19 protein-coding genes are annotated in these 19540 nt (G+C 70.3%); 12 read left to right on the forward strand and 7 right to left on the reverse strand.

Annotated features, from left to right (window positions below):
• Positions 1–7 precede the first annotated feature (7 nt).
• Positions 8–775, reverse strand: coding sequence for a hypothetical protein (locus AC1DXV_RS06135; RefSeq protein WP_477873989.1), 768 nt, complete (start codon positions 773–775; stop codon positions 8–10).
• Between the two features lie 63 nt (positions 776–838).
• Positions 839–1771, reverse strand: coding sequence for a hypothetical protein (locus AC1DXV_RS06140; protein WP_477932861.1), 933 nt, complete (start codon positions 1769–1771; stop codon positions 839–841).
• Between the two features lie 147 nt (positions 1772–1918).
• On the opposite strand from AC1DXV_RS06140, the gene zwf reads away from it, so the two are divergent.
• Complete coding sequence (gene zwf, locus AC1DXV_RS06145; RefSeq protein ID WP_477870487.1) at positions 1919–3391, forward strand: glucose-6-phosphate dehydrogenase; 1473 nt, start codon at positions 1919–1921, stop codon at positions 3389–3391.
• Here zwf and AC1DXV_RS06150 read toward each other — a convergent pair whose 3' ends face one another.
• On the reverse strand, positions 3392–3595 hold the full coding sequence (locus tag AC1DXV_RS06150) for a hypothetical protein (RefSeq protein WP_477870489.1): 204 nt from the start codon (positions 3593–3595) through the stop codon (positions 3392–3394).
• A 135-nt stretch (positions 3596–3730) separates the two neighbouring features.
• Between AC1DXV_RS06150 and deoC the strand changes: the two genes are divergently transcribed.
• From deoC to AC1DXV_RS06190, 8 genes are all read left to right on the forward strand, one after another.
• A complete protein-coding gene (gene deoC, locus AC1DXV_RS06155) occupies positions 3731–4513 on the forward strand; it encodes a deoxyribose-phosphate aldolase (protein ID WP_477870491.1) in 783 nt (260 codons plus the stop codon).
• Positions 4513–5850: a thymidine phosphorylase gene (gene deoA / locus AC1DXV_RS06160; RefSeq protein WP_477932863.1), complete on the forward strand. Its 1338-nt coding sequence runs from the start codon at positions 4513–4515 to the stop codon at positions 5848–5850. The genes deoC and deoA overlap by 1 nt, the downstream gene beginning before the upstream one ends.
• Positions 5847–6236, forward strand: a complete 390-nt coding sequence (locus tag AC1DXV_RS06165; RefSeq protein WP_047510340.1) for a cytidine deaminase — start codon at positions 5847–5849, stop codon at positions 6234–6236. The genes deoA and AC1DXV_RS06165 overlap by 4 nt, the downstream gene beginning before the upstream one ends.
• A gap of 136 nt (positions 6237–6372) precedes the next feature.
• Complete coding sequence (locus AC1DXV_RS06170) at positions 6373–7353, forward strand: BMP family lipoprotein (protein ID WP_477932865.1); 981 nt, start codon at positions 6373–6375, stop codon at positions 7351–7353.
• A gap of 4 nt (positions 7354–7357) precedes the next feature.
• Entirely contained in the window at positions 7358–8926 is a 1569-nt protein-coding gene (locus tag AC1DXV_RS06175; RefSeq protein WP_477932867.1) for an ABC transporter ATP-binding protein, read from the forward strand.
• Positions 8923–10032: an ABC transporter permease gene (locus AC1DXV_RS06180; RefSeq protein WP_477932869.1), complete on the forward strand. Its 1110-nt coding sequence runs from the start codon at positions 8923–8925 to the stop codon at positions 10030–10032. The genes AC1DXV_RS06175 and AC1DXV_RS06180 overlap by 4 nt, the downstream gene beginning before the upstream one ends.
• Positions 10029–11003, forward strand: a complete 975-nt coding sequence (locus AC1DXV_RS06185) for an ABC transporter permease (RefSeq protein WP_477868406.1) — start codon at positions 10029–10031, stop codon at positions 11001–11003. The genes AC1DXV_RS06180 and AC1DXV_RS06185 overlap by 4 nt, the downstream gene beginning before the upstream one ends.
• 71 nt (positions 11004–11074) lie before the next feature.
• A complete protein-coding gene (locus tag AC1DXV_RS06190; RefSeq protein WP_477932871.1) occupies positions 11075–11998 on the forward strand; it encodes a nucleoside hydrolase in 924 nt (307 codons plus the stop codon).
• On the opposite strand, the gene AC1DXV_RS06195 is transcribed toward AC1DXV_RS06190, so the two are convergent.
• The 4 genes from AC1DXV_RS06195 to AC1DXV_RS06210 are packed head-to-tail and all read right to left on the reverse strand — an operon-like array spanning position 11970 to position 16933.
• Positions 11970–13955, reverse strand: a complete 1986-nt coding sequence (locus tag AC1DXV_RS06195; RefSeq protein WP_477932873.1) for a hybrid sensor histidine kinase/response regulator — start codon at positions 13953–13955, stop codon at positions 11970–11972. The genes AC1DXV_RS06190 and AC1DXV_RS06195 overlap by 29 nt on opposite strands.
• Before the next feature lie 25 nt (positions 13956–13980).
• Positions 13981–14433 (reverse strand): response regulator, encoded by a 453-nt coding sequence (locus AC1DXV_RS06200; RefSeq protein WP_477868412.1) that lies wholly within the window; start codon positions 14431–14433, stop codon positions 13981–13983.
• Positions 14430–15872 carry a sensor histidine kinase gene (locus AC1DXV_RS06205; RefSeq protein WP_477932875.1) on the reverse strand — a complete coding sequence of 481 codons (1443 nt, stop codon included), beginning with the start codon at positions 15870–15872 and terminating at the stop codon, positions 14430–14432. Before AC1DXV_RS06205 ends, AC1DXV_RS06200 begins: the two co-directional genes overlap by 4 nt.
• 14 nt (positions 15873–15886) lie before the next feature.
• The gene (locus tag AC1DXV_RS06210; RefSeq protein WP_477932877.1) at positions 15887–16933 is read right to left on the reverse strand and encodes an ABC transporter substrate-binding protein; all 1047 of its coding nucleotides are present in this window, start codon (positions 16931–16933) and stop codon (positions 15887–15889) included.
• Between the two features lie 164 nt (positions 16934–17097).
• Here AC1DXV_RS06210 and AC1DXV_RS06215 point away from each other — a divergent pair, with 164 nt between their 5' ends.
• From AC1DXV_RS06215 to AC1DXV_RS06225, 3 genes are read left to right on the forward strand one after another with little or no spacing between them, the layout of a single operon-like run.
• Positions 17098–17901 (forward strand): sulfotransferase, encoded by an 804-nt coding sequence (locus AC1DXV_RS06215; protein WP_477871825.1) that lies wholly within the window; start codon positions 17098–17100, stop codon positions 17899–17901.
• Complete coding sequence (locus AC1DXV_RS06220) at positions 17898–18590, forward strand: formylglycine-generating enzyme family protein (RefSeq protein WP_477871827.1); 693 nt, start codon at positions 17898–17900, stop codon at positions 18588–18590. The genes AC1DXV_RS06215 and AC1DXV_RS06220 overlap by 4 nt, the downstream gene beginning before the upstream one ends.
• Entirely contained in the window at positions 18587–19291 is a 705-nt protein-coding gene (locus AC1DXV_RS06225; RefSeq protein ID WP_477871829.1) for an HAD family hydrolase, read from the forward strand. The genes AC1DXV_RS06220 and AC1DXV_RS06225 overlap by 4 nt, the downstream gene beginning before the upstream one ends.
• The last annotated feature ends 249 nt before the right edge of the window (positions 19292–19540 follow it).

The raw sequence follows: 19540 nt of genomic DNA on the forward strand, positions 1-19540 counted from the left end.
CCCTTGCTCATGAGGCACACCCCGCATCCTTCAGCATCTTCAGGGTCGCCGCATCCGGCACCCCCGCCGCATCGATCCGCGGCACCCACACCGCCGGTGCCGACAACTGCTGCGCGTCCATCGGCTCGATCGCGATCTGCTCCGGCTTGATCGCGAGACCCAGCGGCTGCGCCAGCGAGATCAGCAGCGATTTCAGTTCCTTGTCGGCCGCGTCCTTCATCAGCGCATGCGTGGCCGGCGTGCGCAGCCGGTCGTGCGCCTGGCTCAGCGCGAGCGCGGTGGCGTAGACCAGCACCTCGTTCTGCCGCGCGTACTCGTCGACGAACACGCCTTTCTCGACCGTCTCGAAGCGGAAGCTCTGCGTCGCCACCGACGGGCAGCCCACCAGCTGCACCGGTGGTGCCTTGAACAGCAGGCCGCCCTCCGGCGTCTTCGCGAGCGACCAGGTGCCGCGCTTCGCGAGGTCGTAGCCGTACGCGTAGTGCGTCTCGTAGCTCAGCGTGCCGGTCGAGTCCCTGTTGATGTTGTTGAAGCTCAGGAAGCGCAGCAGCTCGGCCATGCGCGGCCAGCCGGTCTTCAGCGTCCAGTTGACGCGCTGCTGGCTGCTCGCTTCCACCAGGATCAGCTTCTGCGCCGGCACGATCAGCTCCGACAGCACCTGCGCCCGGTCGATCTCGGCGCACACCGGGCACTGGTGTCGCCCCTGGTGATACGCGGCCCAGGCCACGAGCAGAAAGCTCAGGCCGCCCAGCAACGCCCACTTGATGGCTTGCATCCGCTCTCCCGTCATGCAGAAACGGCTGCAGTATGCCCGCGTGGCGCTGCCGGGCCTGCTGGCTCAGAAGAAGTAGCAGTAGGTCGTGGTGGACGGGCAGAAGACCTCGTCGACGTAGGTGCGCCGGTCCAGCAGCTGGAAGCGGAACTCGTCGATCGTGAACGACAGGATCAGGTCGCTCGAGTACGCGAGGTGGGCGTAGCCCTTCGGTCCGGTGATGTAGTGCTTCGGGTCACCGATCGTCACGCTGAAGCTCGCCTTGTTGAACAGGTTGGCGAGCCGGCCGCGCACCTGCGCGCCGTAGTCGACGCCATTGAACAGCAGCGCACCGTCCGGAATCGAATCGATGCCGGCGAAGTGGATCGGCTGCAGCGACCCGATGGCGTTCAGCGAGTTGTAGGCCTCCTGGGTCTTCTGGGCGAGCACCTGGTCCGCGAGCCGGGTGATCAGCGTGTCGACGACGATGTTGACGACCGGCACCCAGTCCACGTTGGTCGAGCACGAATAACTGCTCGACAGCGTGAAGTTCTGGACGCCAGTGATGGTGAACGTGCCCGCCACCGGATCCACCGTGCCGGTGACCGTGGTTCCCGGGTTGTTGCGCACCTGGATCGAGCAGGTCGCCGTGATGCCGAACTTCGATTGCTTGACCGTCAGCCCCGCATTCAGCTGCAGGCCCGAGAACGAGGCCACGCCGTTGTTGAGCGCGAACGTCACGGGCCCGCTGACGCTGGCACTGCCGCTGCCGGCCTGGTAGCCGTCGACGGTCTGCAGCATCGCGACGATCGGCGGCGCGATCGCCGCCTTCAGCGTGCTCATGAACTTCTCTTGCGCGCGGATGACGCCACCGTAGACGTTGGGGCTGGTGGATGTCTGGGAGTACTCGGCGTAGCCGACGTTCGGCACGCCGAGCGACCCTTGGAACACCACCGTCTCGGCGGCTGCGAAGCCGGATGCCAGCGCGAGCGCAGCGGCAAGACACAGTTTTCGAATCATGGGAAATCCTCCTTGTCGTCCGGATCGGACGCGCGGATGTTTCCAGATCGGCGCGCCGGATTCATGCTCTGCGTTGAGGTTGGTGATTCGCGCCGGCTGTGGCAAGCTCCGTTGCCATCCGCTCCGCGCTCTCGATCGAGACCCCCCATGGCCAAGATCCCCCCGGGCGTCGGCCCGCGCTTCCCGCAGGTCGTCGTGCTGTTCGGCGCCACCGGCGATCTCGCGCGGCGCAAGCTGCTGCCGGGGCTCTACCACCTGTCGGCGGCGGGCTTCATCCCCGGCTGCCGCATCATCGGCGTCTCGCTCGACGACATCGATGCCGACGGCTTTCGCGCGGTGGCCCGCGCCGCGCTCGGCGAGTTCGCGAGCCGCAAGGTCACCGAATCCGACTGGGCGCTGTTCTCGCAAAGCCTCGACTACGTGCCGCTCTCGGCCGGTGCCGCCGCGTTGCGCAGCGCCGTCGAGGCCGCCGAGCGCAGCCTGGGCGGCCGGGGTGACGACATGCGCCGCCTGCACTACCTGAGCGTGCCGCCCAGCGCGGCGCTGCCGGCGGTGCAGATGCTCGGCGAGGCCGGCCTGGTGGAGCGCTCGCGCATCGTGATGGAGAAGCCCTTCGGCACCGACCTCGCGAGCGCCGTCGCGCTGAACGCGCGGCTGCACGAGACCTTTGCCGAGGAGCAGATCTTCCGCATCGACCACTTCCTCGGCAAGGAGCCGGCGCAGAACATCCTCGCGTTCCGCTTCGCCAACGGGCTGTTCGAGCCCATCTGGAACCGCAACTTCATCGACCACGTGCAGATCGACGTGCCCGAGACGCTCGGTCTCGGCACCCGCGCCGGCTTCTACGAGCAGACCGGCGCGTACCGCGACATGGTGGTCACGCACCTGTTCCAGATCCTCGCCTTCATGGCGATGGAGCCGCCCACCGCGCTCGAGCCGGCGCCGATCAGCGAGGAGAAGAACAAGGTCTTCCGCAGCATGCTGCCGATCCAGCCGGCCGACGTGGTGCGCGGCCAGTACGCCGGCTACCGCGCCGAGCCGGGCGTCGACCCCGAATCCGAGGCCGAGACCTTCATCGCGCTGAAGTGCTACATCGACAACTGGCGCTGGGCCGGCGTGCCGTTCTTCCTGCGCACCGGCAAGCGCATGGCCGAGGGCCAGCGCATCATCTCGATCGCGTTCCGCGAGCCGCCGAAGAGCATGTTCCCGCCCGGCTCCGGTGTCGGCGCGCAAGGGCCCGACCACCTCACCTTCGACCTCGCCGATGCGTCGAAGATGTCGCTGTCGTTCTACGGCAAGCGCCCCGGGCCGGGGATGCGGCTGGACAAGCTGAGCCTGCAGTTCGCGATGCACGACACCGGCCTGATCGGCGAGGTGCTCGAGGCCTACGAGCGGCTGATCCTCGACGCGATGCGCGGCGACCGCACGCTGTTCACCACCGCCGAGGGCATCGAGCGGCTGTGGCAGGTGTCGACGCAGCTGCTCGAATCGCCGCCGCCGGTGCGGCTCTACCCGCCGGGTTCCTGGGGGCCGAAGTCGATCCACCAGCTGATCGCGCCGCACGCGTGGCGGCTGCCGTTCGAGCGCGCGTGGCGCGACCCGAACAAGACAGGGAACTGATCAGAACGTCGAGGGGTATTCCACCGCCGGATCGAGGAAGTACTGGGCGGCAGCGGCTGGCGGCAGGTGGCCCCAGGCTTGCCACAGGTCGGCCGCGAAGCCGGCGGCCATGGCCTGGCTCATCAGCTTGGAGGCCACCATCAGTTCCGCAGCGACCTGTTCGACCCAGGTCTGGCGGTCGAGGAGGGGAGAGAGCGTTTGCATGGGGTGGATTCTTCGATCGGTTGCAGTTGTTGCCAATCCGCACGAAGCGGGCCCCCGGAAGAGGGGACTGTCGCTGGCCCCCGAGGCCGCCGCATCCCTTCGATTGAGGATGGACGGACGCGCCACAATCGGCTCATGAAGACGCCACTGCTTCCCGCCGCCGACGCCGCGCGCCTCGCGCTGCGCTGTCTCGACCTGACTTCGCTGAAGGACGACGACACGCCGGCGTCGATCGAGACGCTGGCCGACAAGGCCCGCACACCGCACGGTGCGCCGGCCGCGCTGTGCGTGTACCCGGCGTTCGTGCCGGCGGCAAAGCGCAGGCTGGATGCGCTGGGGCTGGCGGCGGTGCGGGTGGCGACGGTCGTCAATTTTCCGCACGGCGAGGCGTCGCCCGACGTGGTGGCGGCGCAGATCGCCGCGGCCCGCGAGGCCGGCGCCGACGAGATCGACACGGTGTTCCCGTGGCGTGCGCTGCAGGCGGGCGATGCGCAGGCCGGCGTGGCGCTGGTGGCTGCCTGCCGCCGCGCCTGCGGGCCGCTGCCGTTGAAGGTGATCCTCGAGACCGGCGAGTTGCAGCGCCCCGAACTGATCCGCCAGGCCAGCGAGATCGCGCTGCGCGAGGGCGCCGACTTCCTGAAGACCTCCACCGGCAAGGTACCGGTCAACGCGACGCCGCAGGCCGTCCAGGTGATGGGCGAGGTGATCCGCGCGCACGGCACCCGCGCCGGGCTGAAGGTGGCCGGCGGCGTGTCGACGATCGCCGACGTGCAGCGCTACCTCGCGCTCGCCGCCGAGGTGTACGGTGCCGACCGCCTCGGTCCCGGCACGCTGCGCTTCGGCGCGTCGAGCCTGCTGGCCGTGCTGCTGTCGGCCATCGACGGCGGCCCGGCGGTGGCGCCTGCCAGCGGCTACTGATGGCTGCCGTGCTGCCCCAGGAGATCATCCGCCGCAAGCGCGACGGCCATGCGTTGGGTGATGCCGAGCTGCGCGCGTTCGCGCAGGGCATCGCGGACGAGTCCGTCAGCGAGGCGCAGATCGCCGCGTTCGCGATGGCGGTGTGCTGGCGCGGCATGGCGACGGACGAGGCGGTGTCGCTGACGCTCGCGATGCGCGACAGCGGCAGCGGCAGCGTGCTGGACTGGCGCACCGAAGCGCTGCCCGGCCCGGTGCTCGACAAGCATTCCACCGGCGGCGTCGGCGACACCGTGTCGCTGATGCTCGGCCCGATGCTGGCGGCCTGCGGCGGCTTCGTGCCGATGATCTCCGGCCGCGGCCTGGGCCATACCGGCGGCACGCTCGACAAGCTGGAGGCGATCCCCGGCTACCGGGCGGGCGTGTCGGTCGAGCAGCTGCGGCGCGTCGTGCGCGAGGCGGGTGTCGCGATCGTCGGTGCGGGGGATGCGCTCGCGCCGGCCGACCGCCGCTTCTACGCGGTGCGCGACGTGACGGCCACCGTCGAATCGGTGCCGCTGATCACCGCCTCGATCCTGTCGAAGAAGCTGGCCGCCGGGCTGGGCGCGCTGGTGCTCGACGTGAAGTTCGGCAACGGCGCCTTCATGCAGGACATCGAGCGCGCGCGCGAGCTGGCGCGCAGCCTGGTCGAGGTCGGCTGCGGCGCCGGGCTGCCGACGCAGGTGTTGCTGACCGACATGAACCAGGCGCTCGCGCCGGCCGCCGGCAATGCGCTGGAGGCGCAGGTGGCGCTGGACTACCTGCGCGGCACGGCGCGGCCGGTGCGGCTGCACGAGGTGGTGATGGCGCTCGGCGCAGCGGTGCTGCAGCAGGCCGGGCTGGCGGCCGATGACGCCGAGGCACGCGCGCGGCTGCTGCGTGCACTCGACAGCGGATCGGCGGCCGAACGCTTCGCGCGCATGGTGGCGGGGCTGGGCGGGCCGGCCGACGTGCTTGCGAACCCCGGGCTGCCGCAGGCCGCGATCGTGCGCGACGTGCCGGCGGGCGGCGCAGGCTTCATCACGACGGTCGACACGCGTGCGCTCGGCATGGCCGTCGTCGCGCTCGGCGGCGGGCGGCGCCGCAGCGGCGACGCCATCGACCCGTCGGTCGGCCTGTCGGACCTGCTGCCGATCGGCACCCGCGTAGAAGCGGGCGCGCCGCTCGCCCGGGTGCACGCGCGCACGGCCGCCGAGGCCGACGAAGCCATCGCCGCGGTGCGCAGCGCCTGCGCAATCACCGACCACGCGCCCGCACCGACACCACTGATCGCCGAACACATCACCAGGACGACCCCATGACCGACGATGACCTGATCGCCGAGGCTCGCCAGGCACGCGATGCCGCCTACGCGCCGTACTCCGAGTTCTTCGTCGGTGCCGCGCTGCTGGCCGCCGACGGCCGTGTGTTCCACGGCTGCAATGTCGAGAACGCGTCCTACGGCCTGTGCAATTGCGCCGAGCGCACGGCGTTCTTCACCGCGATCGCGGCCGGCGTGCCGGTCGACGGTTTCGCACGGCTGGCGGTGATCGGCGACACCCCGGGCCCGATCTCGCCGTGCGGCGCGTGCCGGCAGGTGATGTTCGAGCTTGGCGGCCCGCAATTGCCGGTGCTGCTGACGAACCTGGCAGGCGCACGCCGCGAAACGACGGCCGGCGAGTTGCTGCCTGACGGATTTCGCCTGTAGCCCGGATGCCAGTCCGGGGTTGGTCCGACACATCCCGGATTGGCATCCGGGCTACGGGTTTCCCCGTCACGCGATGGCCGTTGATGTGCACGCTTCTTGCGAGAATGATCCGCACCATTTTTCAGGGACACCACGAATGAAGCGCATCGCCTTCACCCTGGCCTTCGCGGCCACCGCCATCGCCGCCCAGGYCGAACCGGCCATCGTCTACGACGCCGGCGGCAAGTTCGACAAGTCGTTCAACGAAGCCGCCTACAACGGCATCGAGCGCTTCAAGAAGGAGACCGGCACCGCCTACCTCGACTTCGAGATCTCCAACGACACCCAGCGCGAGCAGGCGCTGCGCCGCATGGCGCAGAAGGGGTCGGACCCGGTGATCGCGGTCGGCTTCGGCCATGCGTCGGCGCTCGAGAAGGTGGCCAAGGAATTTCCGAAGGTGCACTTCGCGATCATCGATTCCGAGGTCAAGCAGCCCAACGTGCAATCGGTGCTGTTCAAGGACCAGGAAGGCTCGTTCCTCGCCGGCTGGCTGGCCGCGACGACCAGCAAGTCGGGCAAGGTCGGCTTCGTCGGCGGCATGGACGTGCCGCTGATCCGCCGCTTCCAGTGCGGCTACGAGCAGGGCGCGAAGGTCGCGAACCCGAAGGTCGAGGTCGTCAGCAACATGACCGGCACGACGCCGTCGGCCTGGAGCGACCCGACGCGCGGCGGCGAACTCGCGAAGGCCCAGTTCTCGCGCGGCGTCGACGTCGTCTTCGCGGCCGCCGGCGGCACCGGCATCGGCGTCTACCAGGCCGCCAAGGACCAGGGCAAGCTCGCGATCGGCGTCGACAGCAACCAGAACCACCTGCAGCCGGGCACGATGCTGTCGTCGATGCTCAAGCGCGTCGACAACGCGGTCTACGGCCTCGTCAGCTCGGCGAAGAACGGCAGCTGGAAGCCCGGCCTCGTCGTGCTCGGTCTGAAGGAGCAGGGCGTCGGCCTCGCGATGGACCAATACAACGCGAAGCTCGTGGGCGACGACACGAAGAAGAAGCTCGCCGCGGTGGAAGCCGACATCGTGTCGGGCAAGCAATCGGTTGCGAACTACAGTCCCGAGGCCGGCTGCAAGTACTGATGTCTTGAAACTGCGCACCTTGAGCCCCGACCTCGCCGTCGAACTGAGCGGCATCCACAAGACCTTCGGCGCGGTGCACGCCAACCGCGGCGTGAACCTCGCGGTGCAGCGCGGCAGCGTGCACGGCATCGTCGGCGAGAACGGTGCCGGCAAGTCGACGCTGATGAGCATCCTCTACGGCTTCTACCCGGCCGACGAGGGCAGCATCGCGATCGACGGCAAGCCGGTCGCGCTGCGCGGCACGCATGACGCCATCGCGCACGGCATCGGCATGGTGCACCAGCACTTCATGCTGGTCGACCGCTTCACCGTGCTCGAGAACGTGGTGCTCGGTGCGGAGCAGGGCTTCGCGCTGTCGAAGAGCCTGGCCGCGGCGCGCCGCGAGCTGCAGCGGCTGGAGCAGGAGTTCGGGCTCGTCGTCGACCCGGATGCCCGCGTGTCCGAGCTGCCGGTGGGCGTGCTGCAGCGGGTCGAGATCCTGAAGGCGCTGTTCCGCGGCGCGCGCATCCTGATCCTCGACGAACCGACCGGCGTGCTGACGCCGCAGGAGACCGAAGCGCTGTTCCGCGTGCTCGCCACGCTGAAGGCGCGCGGCGTCACGGTGCTGCTGATCACGCACAAGCTGAAGGAGATCCTGGCGGTGACCGACCGCGTCACGGTGATGCGCGGCGGCAGCGTCGTCGCCGACCGCGAGACCGCGCAGACCAGCGAGGCCGAACTGGCCGAGCTGATGGTGGGCCGCCAGGTGCAGCGCTCCGGCGCGCGTCTCGCGCGCGAGCGCGGCGAGCTGCGGTTGCAGGCGCAAGGCCTGAGCTGGCGCGATGCCGGTGGCGTGCTGCGCTTGCAGGACGTGTCGCTCGACCTGCATGCCGGCGAGATCGTCGGCGTGGCCGGCGTCTCGGGCAACGGGCAGAGCGAGCTGCTGGCGCTGCTGAGCACGCTGCAGCCGCTGCAGCAGGGGCGGCTGCGCATCGCACGCGAAGACGGTGGCCAGGTCGACATCGACGCCAGCCATCCCGGCAACCCGCACCGGCTGCGCGAGCTCGGCATCGCGCACGTGCCGGAAGACCGCCACCGCCTCGGGCTGGTGCTCGGCTTCGAGGCCTGGGAGTCGTCGCTGCTCGGCTATGTGGACGACGCGGCGCTGCAGCGCGGCCCGTTCATCGCCGGCGCGCAGGCGCGCACGCAGTGCCGGCAGATGATGGAGGAGTTCGACGTGCGGCCGCGCAACGAGCGGCTCGCGTCGTCGAAGTTCTCCGGCGGCAACCAGCAGAAGCTGATCCTCGCGCGCGAGTTCCGGCGCGCGCCGCGCGTGCTGCTGATCGGGCAGCCGACGCGCGGCGTCGACATCGGCGCGATCGAATACATCCACCGCCGCATCGTCGGGCTGCGCGATGCCGGCTGCGCGGTGCTGCTGGTGTCGACCGAGCTGGACGAGATCCTCGCGCTGTCCGACCGCATCGTCGTGATGAGCGGCGGGCGCATCACCGGCGAGGTCGCGCGCGACGAGGCGGACGAGACGCGGCTCGGCTGCCTGATGGGCGATGCCCGCGCGACCGGGGTGCCGGCATGAAGCACGTGCCTGCGGTGCTGCCGCGCTGGATCGACGTGCTGTTGCTGCCGGTGCTGAACGTCGCGATGGCGCTGCTCGCCGCCGGCCTGGTGGTCTGGGCGATCGGGCAGAACCCGTTCACCGCGGTGCAGCTGCTGGTGCAGGGCGCGTTCGGCAGCGAGCTCGCGTGGAGCTACACGCTGTACTACACGACCAACTTCATCTGCACCGGGCTGGCGGTGGCGGTGGCCTTCCATTGCGGGCACTTCAACATCGGCGCCGAGGGGCAGGGCACGGTCGGCGGGCTGGGCGTCGGCCTCGTGCTGCTGGCGGGCGACGCGTGGCTCGCCCCGGCCCTGCTGCTGCCGCTGGCGATCGCCGGCGGGCTGGCCGCGGGGGCCGCGTGGGCGTTCGTGCCGGCGTGGTTGCAGGCGCGGCGCGGCAGCCACATCGTCATCACGACGATCATGTTCAATTTCCTCGCGTCGACGCTGATGGTGTGGCTGCTGGTCAACGTCGTGAAGGTGGCGGGCAACCAGGCGGTGGAGTCGCGGCTGTTCGCGCCGGGCGCGGTGCTGCCGAGCGCGCAGGCCATGTTCAGTGCCATGGGCATCGAGTGGCCCGACACGCCGCTGAACCTCGCGTTCGGGCTCGCGCTGCTGGCCTGCGTGGGCCTGTGGGCGCTGCTGTGGCACACGCGGCTCGGCTATGCGCTGCGTGCGGTGGGCCTGGCGAGCGATGCGGCGCGCTATGCCGGCATCGACCCGCGGCGGCTCACGGTGATCGCGATGTGCCTGTCGGGCGCGCTCGCGGCGCTGGTCGGCGTCAACGAGATCGCCGGCGTGCACCACAAGCTGCTGCTGGATTTCGTCGCCGGCGCCGGCTTCACCGGCATCGCGGTCGCGTTGATGGGGCGCAACCATCCGGTGGGCATCGTGCTGTCGGCGTTGCTGTTCGGCGCGCTGGCGCAGGGCGGCTCGGAGCTGGTGTTCGAGATGCCGGCCTTCACGCGCGACATGTCGGTGGCGGTGCAGGGCTTCGTCGTGCTGTTCTGCGGCGCGTTGTCGCTGATGCTGCGGCCGCCGGTGGCGTGGGTGTATGGGCGGCTGGCGAGGAGCGCGGCATGACCGATGACTGGCTGATCGTCGCATCGGTTCTGGGCGCGACGCTGCGCATCGCCGTGCCGCTGGTGCTCTGCGCGCTGGCCGGTGTGTTCAGCGAGCGCGCCGGCGTGATCGACATCGGTCTCGAGGGCAAGATGCTCGCGGCCGCGTTCGCCGCCGCCTGCCTGGGCGCGATCGGCTGGCCGGCGTGGCCGGCGATGGCGGGCGCGATCGCGGTGTCGACGCTGCTCGCGCTGGTGCACGCCTGGGCCTGCGTCACGCACCGCGGCGACCAGATCGTCTCCAGCGTGGCATTGAACGTGATCGCCGCCGGCCTCACCGTGGTGCTCGGCCTGGTGTGGTTCCACCAGGGCGGGCGCACGCCGAACATCGGCGATGCCAGCCGCTTCATGGCGCTGTTCCCCGGCGCCGCGAACGCGGTGCAGGGCTGGCCCGTCGTCGGCCCGCTGCTGGCCGAGGGCGTGCTGCGCCACAACCTGCTGGTGTGGGTCACCGTGGCGCTGGTGCCGGCCTCGTGGTGGCTGCTGTACCGCACGCGCTTCGGGCTGCGGCTGCGCGCGGTCGGCGAGAACCCGGCGATGGTCGATGCGGCCGGCATCTCGGTCGGCGCGCTGCGCTACGGCGCGGTGCTGCTGGCCGGCGCGCTGTGCGGTGCGGCGGGCGGCTACCTGGCGCTGGCGCAGAACGCGTCGTTCACGCCCGGCATGACGGCCGGCCGCGGCTTCATGGCGCTGGCCGCGATGGTGTTCGGCAAATGGCACCCGCTGCGCGCGGCCGTCGCCTGCCTGCTGTTCGGTTTTCTCGATGCGGTCGCGATCCGGCTGCAGGGGGTCGAGCTGCCTGGCCTCGGCAGCGTGCCGGTCGAGCTGATCCAGGCGCTGCCCTACCTGCTGACGGTGGTGCTGCTGGCCGGCTTCTTCGGCCGGGCCGAGGCGCCGCGCGCGCTCGGCCGGGCCTATGTGAAGGAGCGCTGAAGCGCCGCGCAGGTGATGCCGCAGTTCGTCGCGCCGCAACTGCGTGCTGCCGCCGCTGCACAATGACCGCCATGAACACCCCGACGCCGATCCTCATCGATTGCGACCCCGGCATCGACGATGCCCTCGCGCTGCTGCTGGCGGCCGGCGCGCCGGAACTGGACCTGACCGGCGTCACCACCGTGGCGGGCAACCGCACGGTCGAGATGACCGCCGACAACGCCTGCCGCGTGCTCGATTTGGCGGGCCGGCACGACGTGCCCGTGCACGCCGGCTGCAGCCACGCGCTGACGATGCCGCGGGCCCGCACCAACACCGTCCACGGCGAGGACGGCCTGGGCGGCGTCGAGCTGCCGCGCAGCCGCTCCGCCACCACGCAGCACGCGGTCGACGTGATCGAGCAGGCGCTGCTGCGCGAGCCGGCCGGCAGCCTGACGCTGGTGGCGATCGGGCCGCTCACGAACCTGGCGCTGGCCGAGATCAAGCGCCCCGGCCTGCTGCAGCGCGCGAAGCGCGTGCTCGTGATGGGTGGTGCCGCGTTCTGCGACGGCAACATCACGCCGGCCGCCGAGTTCAACTTCCACGCCGATGCGCTGGCCGCGCAGACCGTGCTCGGCAGTGGCGCGCCGGTGCTGCTGTTCGGGCTCGACGTGACGCGCCAGGCGGCGATGCCGGCCGACTGGGTCGAGTCGCTGGGCGCGCTCGGCAACCGCTGCGGCCCGGTCGCGCGCGACCTGATCCGCGGTTTCCGCCGCGACAGGCCGCTGCTGCACGACACCTGCCCGGTGGCCTGGCTGATCGCGCCGGAGCTGTTCGCTTCCGAGCGCTGCCGGGTCGAGGTCGACTGGCGGCCCGGCCTCACCGAAGGCCACCTGTCGGCGAAGCGCATCGCGCTGGCCCGTGACGATTTCGGCACGCCGGTCGACGTGTTCACGTCGGTCGATGCCGGCGCGCTGCGCGAACTGCTCAGGCAGCGCCTGGCTCGCCTGCCCTGAGGGCGTCCGGCGGGCCGGCCAGGATGCGGGCGATCAGCGCGCCCAGCTCCTCGAAGGTGTTCTCCTTCTCGAGCAGCCCGCGCACGCCCACCGCGCGGGCCTCGGCCCGCAGCTCGTCGGTGATGTAGCCCGAGCTGAGCACCACCGGCAGGTCGGGCCGGATGCGCGCCAGCTCGCGCGCCAGCTCGATGCCCGAGTTGCCGGGCATGTTGTAGTCGGTCACCAGCAGGTCGACCTCGCGCGGGTGCTCGCGCACCTGGGCGATGGCCTGCGCCGCCTCGGTGAACGTGCGCACGCGGTAGCCCGCGCGCGCCAGCAGGCGCTCGACCATGATGACCATCGTCTCGTCGTCGTCGACGTAGAACACGCGCTCGCCATGGCCTGCCGAGGTTTGCTGGACGCGCGGCGCGCGCGCCGCGGCCCCGGCCGTGTCGGCCACCGGCAGGTACAGGTGCAGCGTGGTGCCGACCCCCGGCTCGCTGTCGACCGCGATGGCGCCGTGGTGCGCGACGACGATGCCGTGCGCCACCGACAGCCCGAGGCCCGTGCCCTGGCCGACCGGCTTGGTGGTGAAGAACGGCTCGAAGATGCGCTCGCGGGTCGCGTTGTCCATGCCGGCGCCGTCGTCGCTGACCCACAGGTGCGCATGGCGGCCCGGGCGCAGGCCGCCGAGGCGCTGGCAGGTCGCCGGGTCCAGCTCCACGCCGTCGAGCCCGATGCAGATGCGGCCGACACCGCCGCGCAGCGCATGCCAGGCGTTCGTGCAGAGGTTCATCAGCACCTGCTGCACCTGCGTGGCATCGGCCTGCACCTGCGGCACGTCGTCGGCGATGCGCGTCTGCAGCTCGACGCCGGCCGGCAGCGTGGCGCGCAGCAGCTGGTGCGTCTCGTCGACCACCGGCCGCAGCGACTGCGTCTGCAGCTCCTGCGGCTCGCGACGGCTGAAGGTGAGGATCTGCCGCACCAGCATGCGGGCGCGCAGGCTGGCCTTGTGCACCTCGCGCAGCAGCGCACCGGCCGGGTGGTCGGCACCGACGGCCTCCAGCGCCAGCGCCGAGTTGCCGAGGATCGCGCCGACGATGTTGTTGAAGTCGTGCGCGATGCCGCCGGCCAGCGTGCCGATCGACTCCATCTTCTGCGAATGGCGCAGCTGGGCCTCGTAGCGGATCAACTCCGACTCGGCCTCCTTGCGCTCGTGGATGTCGGTGATCGCGACGCGGATGCTCGGCGTGTCCGCTCCCAGGCCGCCCACGCGCATGCAGTCGAGCTGCACGTGCAGCGCGTCGGCATCGGGGCGCTGCAGCGCCAGCTCCAGGCGCTGGCGAGTGCCCTCCTGCAGCACGCGCTCGAAATGCGCCGCCCAGCGCTCGCGCTCCACCGGGTTGACGAAGTCGGCGAACTGCAGGCCGGCCGAGGCATCGCGGCGCAGGCCCAGCATGTCGGCACCGTTCAGGTTCAGCTGCTCGATGCGGCCATCGGCGCCGAGCGTCAGGTAGCCCACCGGCGCCAGCTCGTAGAGATCCATGTAGCGGTCGCGGCTGAGCTCCAGGTCGCGCTGCGCCTGGCGGTGCTCGGCGCGGATCACCGCCTGCGCCAGCTCGCGCTTGAGCACCGGGGCGAGCCGCGCGAGGTTCTGCTTCATCACGTAGTCGCTCGCACCGGCCTTCATCGCCTCGACCGCGATCTCCTCGCCGATGGTCCCCGAGACGAAGATGAACGGGATGTCGAGGTCGCGCGAGCGGAAGGCCTGCAGCGCCTCGATGCCGCTGAACTGCGGCATGCGGAAGTCCGACAGCACGGCGTCCCAGCGCTGCTGGTCGAAGGCCTCCTGCAACGCGGCCAGGCTCTGCACGCGCCTGCAGGTGGGGGCGAAGCCGCCGCGGCTCAGCACGCGGGCAACCAGCCGGGCGTCGTCCTCGGAATCCTCCACCACCAGGATGTTGACCGGCATGCTCATCGTGCGGGGGCCTCGAAACTTCGGCTCAGGCGTGCGAACGGTCCGGCGGCAACTGGTTGATCATCAGCCAGTAGAAGCCGAGCACCTTCGCCGCCTCGATGAACTCGACGAAATCGACCGGCTTGCGCACATAGCTGTTGGCGCCGAGCGAGTAGCCCGACACCAGGTCCTGCTCCTCCTTCGACGAGGTCAGGATCACCACCGGCAGCAGGCGCGTGCGCTCCTCGGCGCGGATCGCCTTCAGCACGCCCAGGCCGTCGAGCCGCGGCAGCTTCAGGTCGAGGATCACCAGCGCGGGCAGCGGTTGCGACGCGCGGTGCTCGTGCGCGTTGCGCGCGAACAGGTAGTCGAGCGCCTGGACGCCGTCGCGCGCGACGTCGATCGGGTTCATCAGGTGGCTGCGCTTGAAGGCGCGCAGCGTCAGCGCGACGTCGTCGTCGTTGTCCTCGACCAGCAGGATGGCCTTCTGTTCACTCATCGCGGGGCTCCAGGGAGGTGGAAGTAGAAGGTGGCGCCCTGGCCGGGCCGGGCCTCGGCCCAGATGCTGCCGTCATGGCGCCGCAGGATGCGGTGGACGATCGCCAGGCCGATGCCGGTGCCCGGGAACTCGGTCTCATGGTGCAGGCGCTGGAAGGCACCGAACAGGCGGTCGGCGTAGGTCATGTCGAAGCCTACGCCGTTGTCGCCGACAAAGCACACCGGGCGGCCGTCCTTCACGGTGCTGCCGACGCGGATCACCGCATCGGCGGTCTTCGACGTGAACTTCCACGCGTTCTCCAGCAGGTTCTGCATCGCGATCTGCATCAGCGACTTGTCGGCATGCACCGTCAGGCCCTCGTCGATCTCCCAGCGCATGGCGCGCTCCGCGTGCATCTTCTGCATCGAACTCGCGATGTCGCGGGCCATCGCGCCGAGGTCGACGTTGCGCAGCACCAGTTCGGTGCGCGTGACCCGCGACAGCCCGAGCAGCTCGTCGATCAGCCGGCCCATGCGCTGGCTCGCGGCACGGATGCGAGAGAGGTGTTCGCGGCCTTCGTCGTCGAGGCGGTCGCCGTAGTCCTCGAGCAGCGCGAGCGAGAAGCCGTCCATGCTGCGCAGCGGCGCCCGCAGGTCGTGCGACACCGAGTAGCTGAACGACTCGATCTCGTGGTTGAGCGCCGCCAGCTCCTGGTTGCTGCGCTCGATCTGCACGAACGAGTTGCGCAGCGTGGTGGTCATCGCATCGAAGTTGCGCGACATCTCGCCGATCTCGTCGTGGCCGCCGATGTCGAGCCGGAACGCCCAGTTGCCGGACGCGACCTCGCGCGTGGCCTGCTGCAGGCGCTGGATCGGCACCAGCACGCCGCGGTGGATCAGCCAGCCGGCCGCGATCGTGGCGAGCGCGATCAGCGCCAGCCCCACCACGATCACGATGACCACCCGGTGCTGCGCCCACGCGATGCGCGCATTGGAGAAATCCAGCAGGCGAAAGGTATCGACCAGGCTCTCCTGGTGCAGCACCAGCAGCTTGCGCGAGATCAGCTCCTCATAGAGCCTCTGCGTGTTCTCGTCGACGGTACGCTGGTTGCTGTTGGCCTGCAGCTCCTCGAACAGCTGGCGCGTCTCGGTGCTGCGCCGGCGCAGGTCGGCGAGGATTTCCAGGGGCTCCGGCTCGGCGAAGATCGGCTCTGCCAGTGCGTGCTCGAGCCGCTCGGCCACCTGGCGCTCCTGTTCGTAGGCGCGCTGGTTCCGGTACAGCACGTACTCGAAGGTGACGAGCCGCAGATCGTTCAGCACGCGGGCCACATCCGACATGCGCCGGCGCTGCTGGTCGGCCGTCTCGACCTCGCCGTTGGCCCACCAGATCATCACGGCGAGCAGGGCGATCGTGCCCAGGCCCGTGGTCGTGGCGAGCCAGCCCTTCGCACTGATCTTCATTCGGTTTGCGTCATCTAGTGCGCCACGGTGACGCGGTCGGGTTGCTCCTCGAGCAAGGCATCGAGGTAGAGGTGGGGCAGGAAATTGGGCGTCGGTGCCGACGCGGCGGCGGCGCCGGTGACGGTCCAGTCGGCTTCATCTTCCAGTGTGACCAGTTGTGACTGCAGCAGGTTCACGCGGAAGGCGAGCGACTTCCAGCCCGGCTGCAGCGTGGCGGGTTCCACCTTGAGGCGGCGCGCGACGATGGCCAGCGACTCGTCCGCATGCAGCCGGTTGAAGCGCTCGGCCTTCAGCAGCGCGCGCACGAATCGGCGCGACATCTCGGCATGTTCGCGCAGGTAATCGCTGCGGCCCACCACCACGTGGCTCACGGTGTAGGCGGCCGGCGCGGTGAACGTGATGCCTTGCGCGCCGAGCGCCGATTCCGCATCGCGGCGCACCGGCTGCCAGGTGGAGGCGGCATCGATGCGGCCGCGCGCCAGCTCGTCGGCGAGGCGGCCGGGCGGCAGGTCGACCAGCGTCACGCCATTGCGCGGCAACCGGTGGCGGATCAGCAGGGCCGACAGGAAGTAGTCGGCGCTGGTGCCGCGCGGCACGCCGACGCGCTTGCCGACCAGGTCGGCCGGTGCCGCGATGCCGCGATCGCGCCGCGCGACCACCGCCATCTCGTCGGAGACGTTCAGCATGCTCGCGAGGATGCTCATCGGCTGGCCGTCGAGCACCGCGGTGACGAAGGGCACCTCGGCCGCCGTGGCGAGGTCGACCTCGCCGCGCCCGAGCAGGTCGAGCGCCATCTTGCCGTGGCTGACCGGCACGATGCTGACGTCGAGGCCTTCGTCGCGCAGATAATCCTTCTCGGCCGCCAGCATCAGCAACGCGGCGTGCGGCGTGCTGGACAGCGCGAGGCGAACGGCCATCGCGGCCGGGCGATGTGCCTGCGTCGTGCGGTATCGCCAGGTCATCGACACGGTCACGAGGCCCACGGCCAGCGCGACGGCGGCAATCACCAGCGGCAGGCGGCCCATGCCTTTCGATGGCGCTGCAACTTCTGGTGAGTTCATCAGCCCCTCCCCTCACACTGAGGATTGCAGTGCAATTCGAGCCAAGCGTACGATTGAAGAACAATAGTTGCAATAGGGATTCGATGGCGCGCACGCCGGTAGTTCACGGAGAACCGCAGCAATCGGAGCAGCGGCCATCGGACAGACGCCCCCCATTCCTCGTGATGGCGCACCACCGTTCGGGCTCGAACTTCCTGAACGACGTTCTGCAATCCTGCGCCGGCATCGAATGCCTGAACGAGCCGCTGTCGATGCACACGCGCTTCTTCCGCGAGCACGACCTGGTGCCGTGGGGCGCCGACGACCACGACCCCGCGCTGCTGCACGCCAGCCTGCGCGACGACGAGACGGTGCGCAGTTTCCTGCTGGAGCTGAAGGACTACCTCGGGCAATCGCGCCGCGGCCGCGTGATCGGCTTCAAGGACACCTGCCTGTTCGGCAAGCTCGGCTGGTTGAAGGCCTTCCTGCCGGAGCTGCGCGTGATCTTCCTGCGGCGCGATCCGCGGGCCATCGTCTCGTCGGTGCTGCGCAGCAAGCTGACGACGCTGTGGAGCTACTCCGAGCTCGTCACCGGCGCGTTCATGCGCGAGGTTCCGGGTTATGTGAGCCGGGTCGCGCGCGCCGATACGGCGATGCGCACGACCGAGGTGGTCGCGATGAGCGTGGCGCTGCGCTACGAGCTCGCGCGGCGCTGCCTGCATCACTTCGAGCACCTGAGCGTGGAGCTGGCCGACATTTCGCGCGAGCCGGCACGGGTGGTGGGGGAGCTGGTGTCCTTCCTCGGCGCCGAGGCGGCCGGCGATGCCGCGGCCTTCATCCAGACGCGGCAGGCCGAGACGCGCGGCGGGCTGTTCTCGTCGTACCGGTCGCTGGATGACGTGGAGAATGGCTGGCGGGAACACCTGGGCGAGGCGCAGCTGGCGCTGATCGACGAGGTGCAGGAGGCGGTGAGAACACAAGCACGATGATCGAGCAGTACCTCAACGACGCGGTCGGCTTCACGGTGGCATCCGGCCCGCTGGCGGGGCGGCGCCTGCGCGTCGCCCGCACGCTGCTGACCTGCCGCGTGGCCGCCGAGATCCTCAACGAGATGCAGATGCCGCCCGAGACCGGCGAGGGCTACCGGTTCGTCAACGTCTGCAACCCGCGCAACCCGCTGGCCTTCGACCGCGACGGGGTCGGCTGGCATTGCCGCCCCGCGCTGGACGAGCATCCCGTCTTCGGACTGAACTGGGCGGCGGCCGGCCTGATCTGCGCGCACCTGGGGGCCCGCCTGCCGTGGGCGGCGGAGTGGGAGGCGGTGGCATCGAACAACGATCCGCTGCGGGTCTACCCGTGGGGGGATGCGCCGCCGAGCCCGGTGTTGGCGAATTTCGACGAGCATTTCGGCGGCACCAGCGTGGTCGGCAGTTTTCCGCCGTCGGAGCTCGGGCTGTTCGACCTGGCCGGCAACCTGGGCGAGTGGTGCCAGGACCTGCACGACCGCGATGCCGGCCAGCCGATGGAGCGGGTGGTGAAGGGCGGGGCGTGGAGCAAGGATGCGGGCCACCTGCGGATCCGCGCGAGCCGCGGCAAGTGGGGGCGCCTGGGCACGACGACGATCGGCCTGCGGCCGGTCTGGGACGATCCGGGGCGAATCGAGGGCGAATCAAGATGACGACAGAGCGGACGAAGCTGGTGATCTTCGACCTGGACGACACGCTGATCGACTTCGCGTCGACGCGCCTGGTCGCGCACGGGTTGCTCGCCGAGGTGCTGGTCGACGAAGGCATTGCCGCGGCGCCGTTCCTGCAGGCCTGCGGCGAGGTCGACCGGCCGTTGTTCGTCCAGTTCGAGCAGGGCCGGCTGACGCGCCAGGAGTACCGGATGCGGCGTTTTGCCGACCCGTTCGACCGCCTCGGCCTGGTGCCGCGCGAGGGGCTGGTGGCGCAGCTGAACCGCGTGTTCATGGACTGCGTGAACGACAGCCCGAAGCTGTACGACGATGCGTGGCCGACGCTCGAGCGCCTGCGCCGCGACGGCCTGCGGCTGGCCATCCTGACCAACGGCCCGGCCGACGGGCAGCGCCGCAAGCTGGCCGCGACCGGGTTGGGCGACGCGGTGGACCATGTCGCGATCGGCGAGGAGGCTGGCGTCAGCAAGCCGCATCCGCAGGCCTACCTGCGGGTTGCCGGGCACCTGGGCATGGCGCCGGGCGAGTGCCTGATGGTCGGCGATTCGCCGACGCTCGACTACGAGGGCGCGATGGCGGCCGGGCTGCAGGCGCTGCTGCTGGACCGGGCTGGCGCGCATGGGGCCACGGGGCAGCGCAGCGTGCGGGATCTGCATGGGGTGCGGGTCGACGGCGCACAGGGTTGACGCTTTTGTTTCCGGCGCGTGGGCGGGGCGGCCGGGGGCAGGCTGTGGGGGCTCAGCTGGAGCGGTCGGCCCTGGCGGGCCGACTGCACGAAGAAGATCGGCTTCGGGGGTGCATCGGCAAACTCCCGTCACTCACTTCGTTCGTTGTGGTCAAACACAGCCGATGAGTATGTCTACGAAGCGCGCTGGCGCGCGCCACCCCCGAAACCAATCTTCTCCGTCGCCCCAGAAGTCGCCCCACAGCCTGCC

This window comes from Rhizobacter sp. P3_C12, assembly GCF_056402735.1.

Coding starts and splice junctions, on each gene's coding strand:
- AC1DXV_RS06135 (WP_477873989.1), bottom strand. CDS start 775: ATGCAAGCCATCAAGTGGGCGTTGCTGGGCGGCCTGAGCTTTCTGCTC.
- AC1DXV_RS06140 (WP_477932861.1), bottom strand. CDS start 1,771: ATGATTCGAAAACTGTGTCTTGCCGCTGCGCTCGCGCTGGCATCCGGC.
- zwf (WP_477870487.1), top strand. CDS start 1,919: ATGGCCAAGATCCCCCCGGGCGTCGGCCCGCGCTTCCCGCAGGTCGTC.
- AC1DXV_RS06150 (WP_477870489.1), bottom strand. CDS start 3,595: ATGCAAACGCTCTCTCCCCTCCTCGACCGCCAGACCTGGGTCGAACAG.
- deoC (WP_477870491.1), top strand. CDS start 3,731: ATGAAGACGCCACTGCTTCCCGCCGCCGACGCCGCGCGCCTCGCGCTG.
- deoA (WP_477932863.1), top strand. CDS start 4,513: ATGGCTGCCGTGCTGCCCCAGGAGATCATCCGCCGCAAGCGCGACGGC.
- AC1DXV_RS06165 (WP_047510340.1), top strand. CDS start 5,847: ATGACCGACGATGACCTGATCGCCGAGGCTCGCCAGGCACGCGATGCC.
- AC1DXV_RS06180 (WP_477932869.1), top strand. CDS start 8,923: ATGAAGCACGTGCCTGCGGTGCTGCCGCGCTGGATCGACGTGCTGTTG.
- AC1DXV_RS06185 (WP_477868406.1), top strand. CDS start 10,029: ATGACCGATGACTGGCTGATCGTCGCATCGGTTCTGGGCGCGACGCTG.
- AC1DXV_RS06190 (WP_477932871.1), top strand. CDS start 11,075: ATGAACACCCCGACGCCGATCCTCATCGATTGCGACCCCGGCATCGAC.
- AC1DXV_RS06195 (WP_477932873.1), bottom strand. CDS start 13,955: ATGAGCATGCCGGTCAACATCCTGGTGGTGGAGGATTCCGAGGACGAC.
- AC1DXV_RS06200 (WP_477868412.1), bottom strand. CDS start 14,433: ATGAGTGAACAGAAGGCCATCCTGCTGGTCGAGGACAACGACGACGAC.
- AC1DXV_RS06205 (WP_477932875.1), bottom strand. CDS start 15,872: ATGAAGATCAGTGCGAAGGGCTGGCTCGCCACGACCACGGGCCTGGGC.
- AC1DXV_RS06210 (WP_477932877.1), bottom strand. CDS start 16,933: ATGAACTCACCAGAAGTTGCAGCGCCATCGAAAGGCATGGGCCGCCTG.
- AC1DXV_RS06215 (WP_477871825.1), top strand. CDS start 17,098: ATGGCGCACCACCGTTCGGGCTCGAACTTCCTGAACGACGTTCTGCAA.
- AC1DXV_RS06220 (WP_477871827.1), top strand. CDS start 17,898: ATGATCGAGCAGTACCTCAACGACGCGGTCGGCTTCACGGTGGCATCC.
- AC1DXV_RS06225 (WP_477871829.1), top strand. CDS start 18,587: ATGACGACAGAGCGGACGAAGCTGGTGATCTTCGACCTGGACGACACG.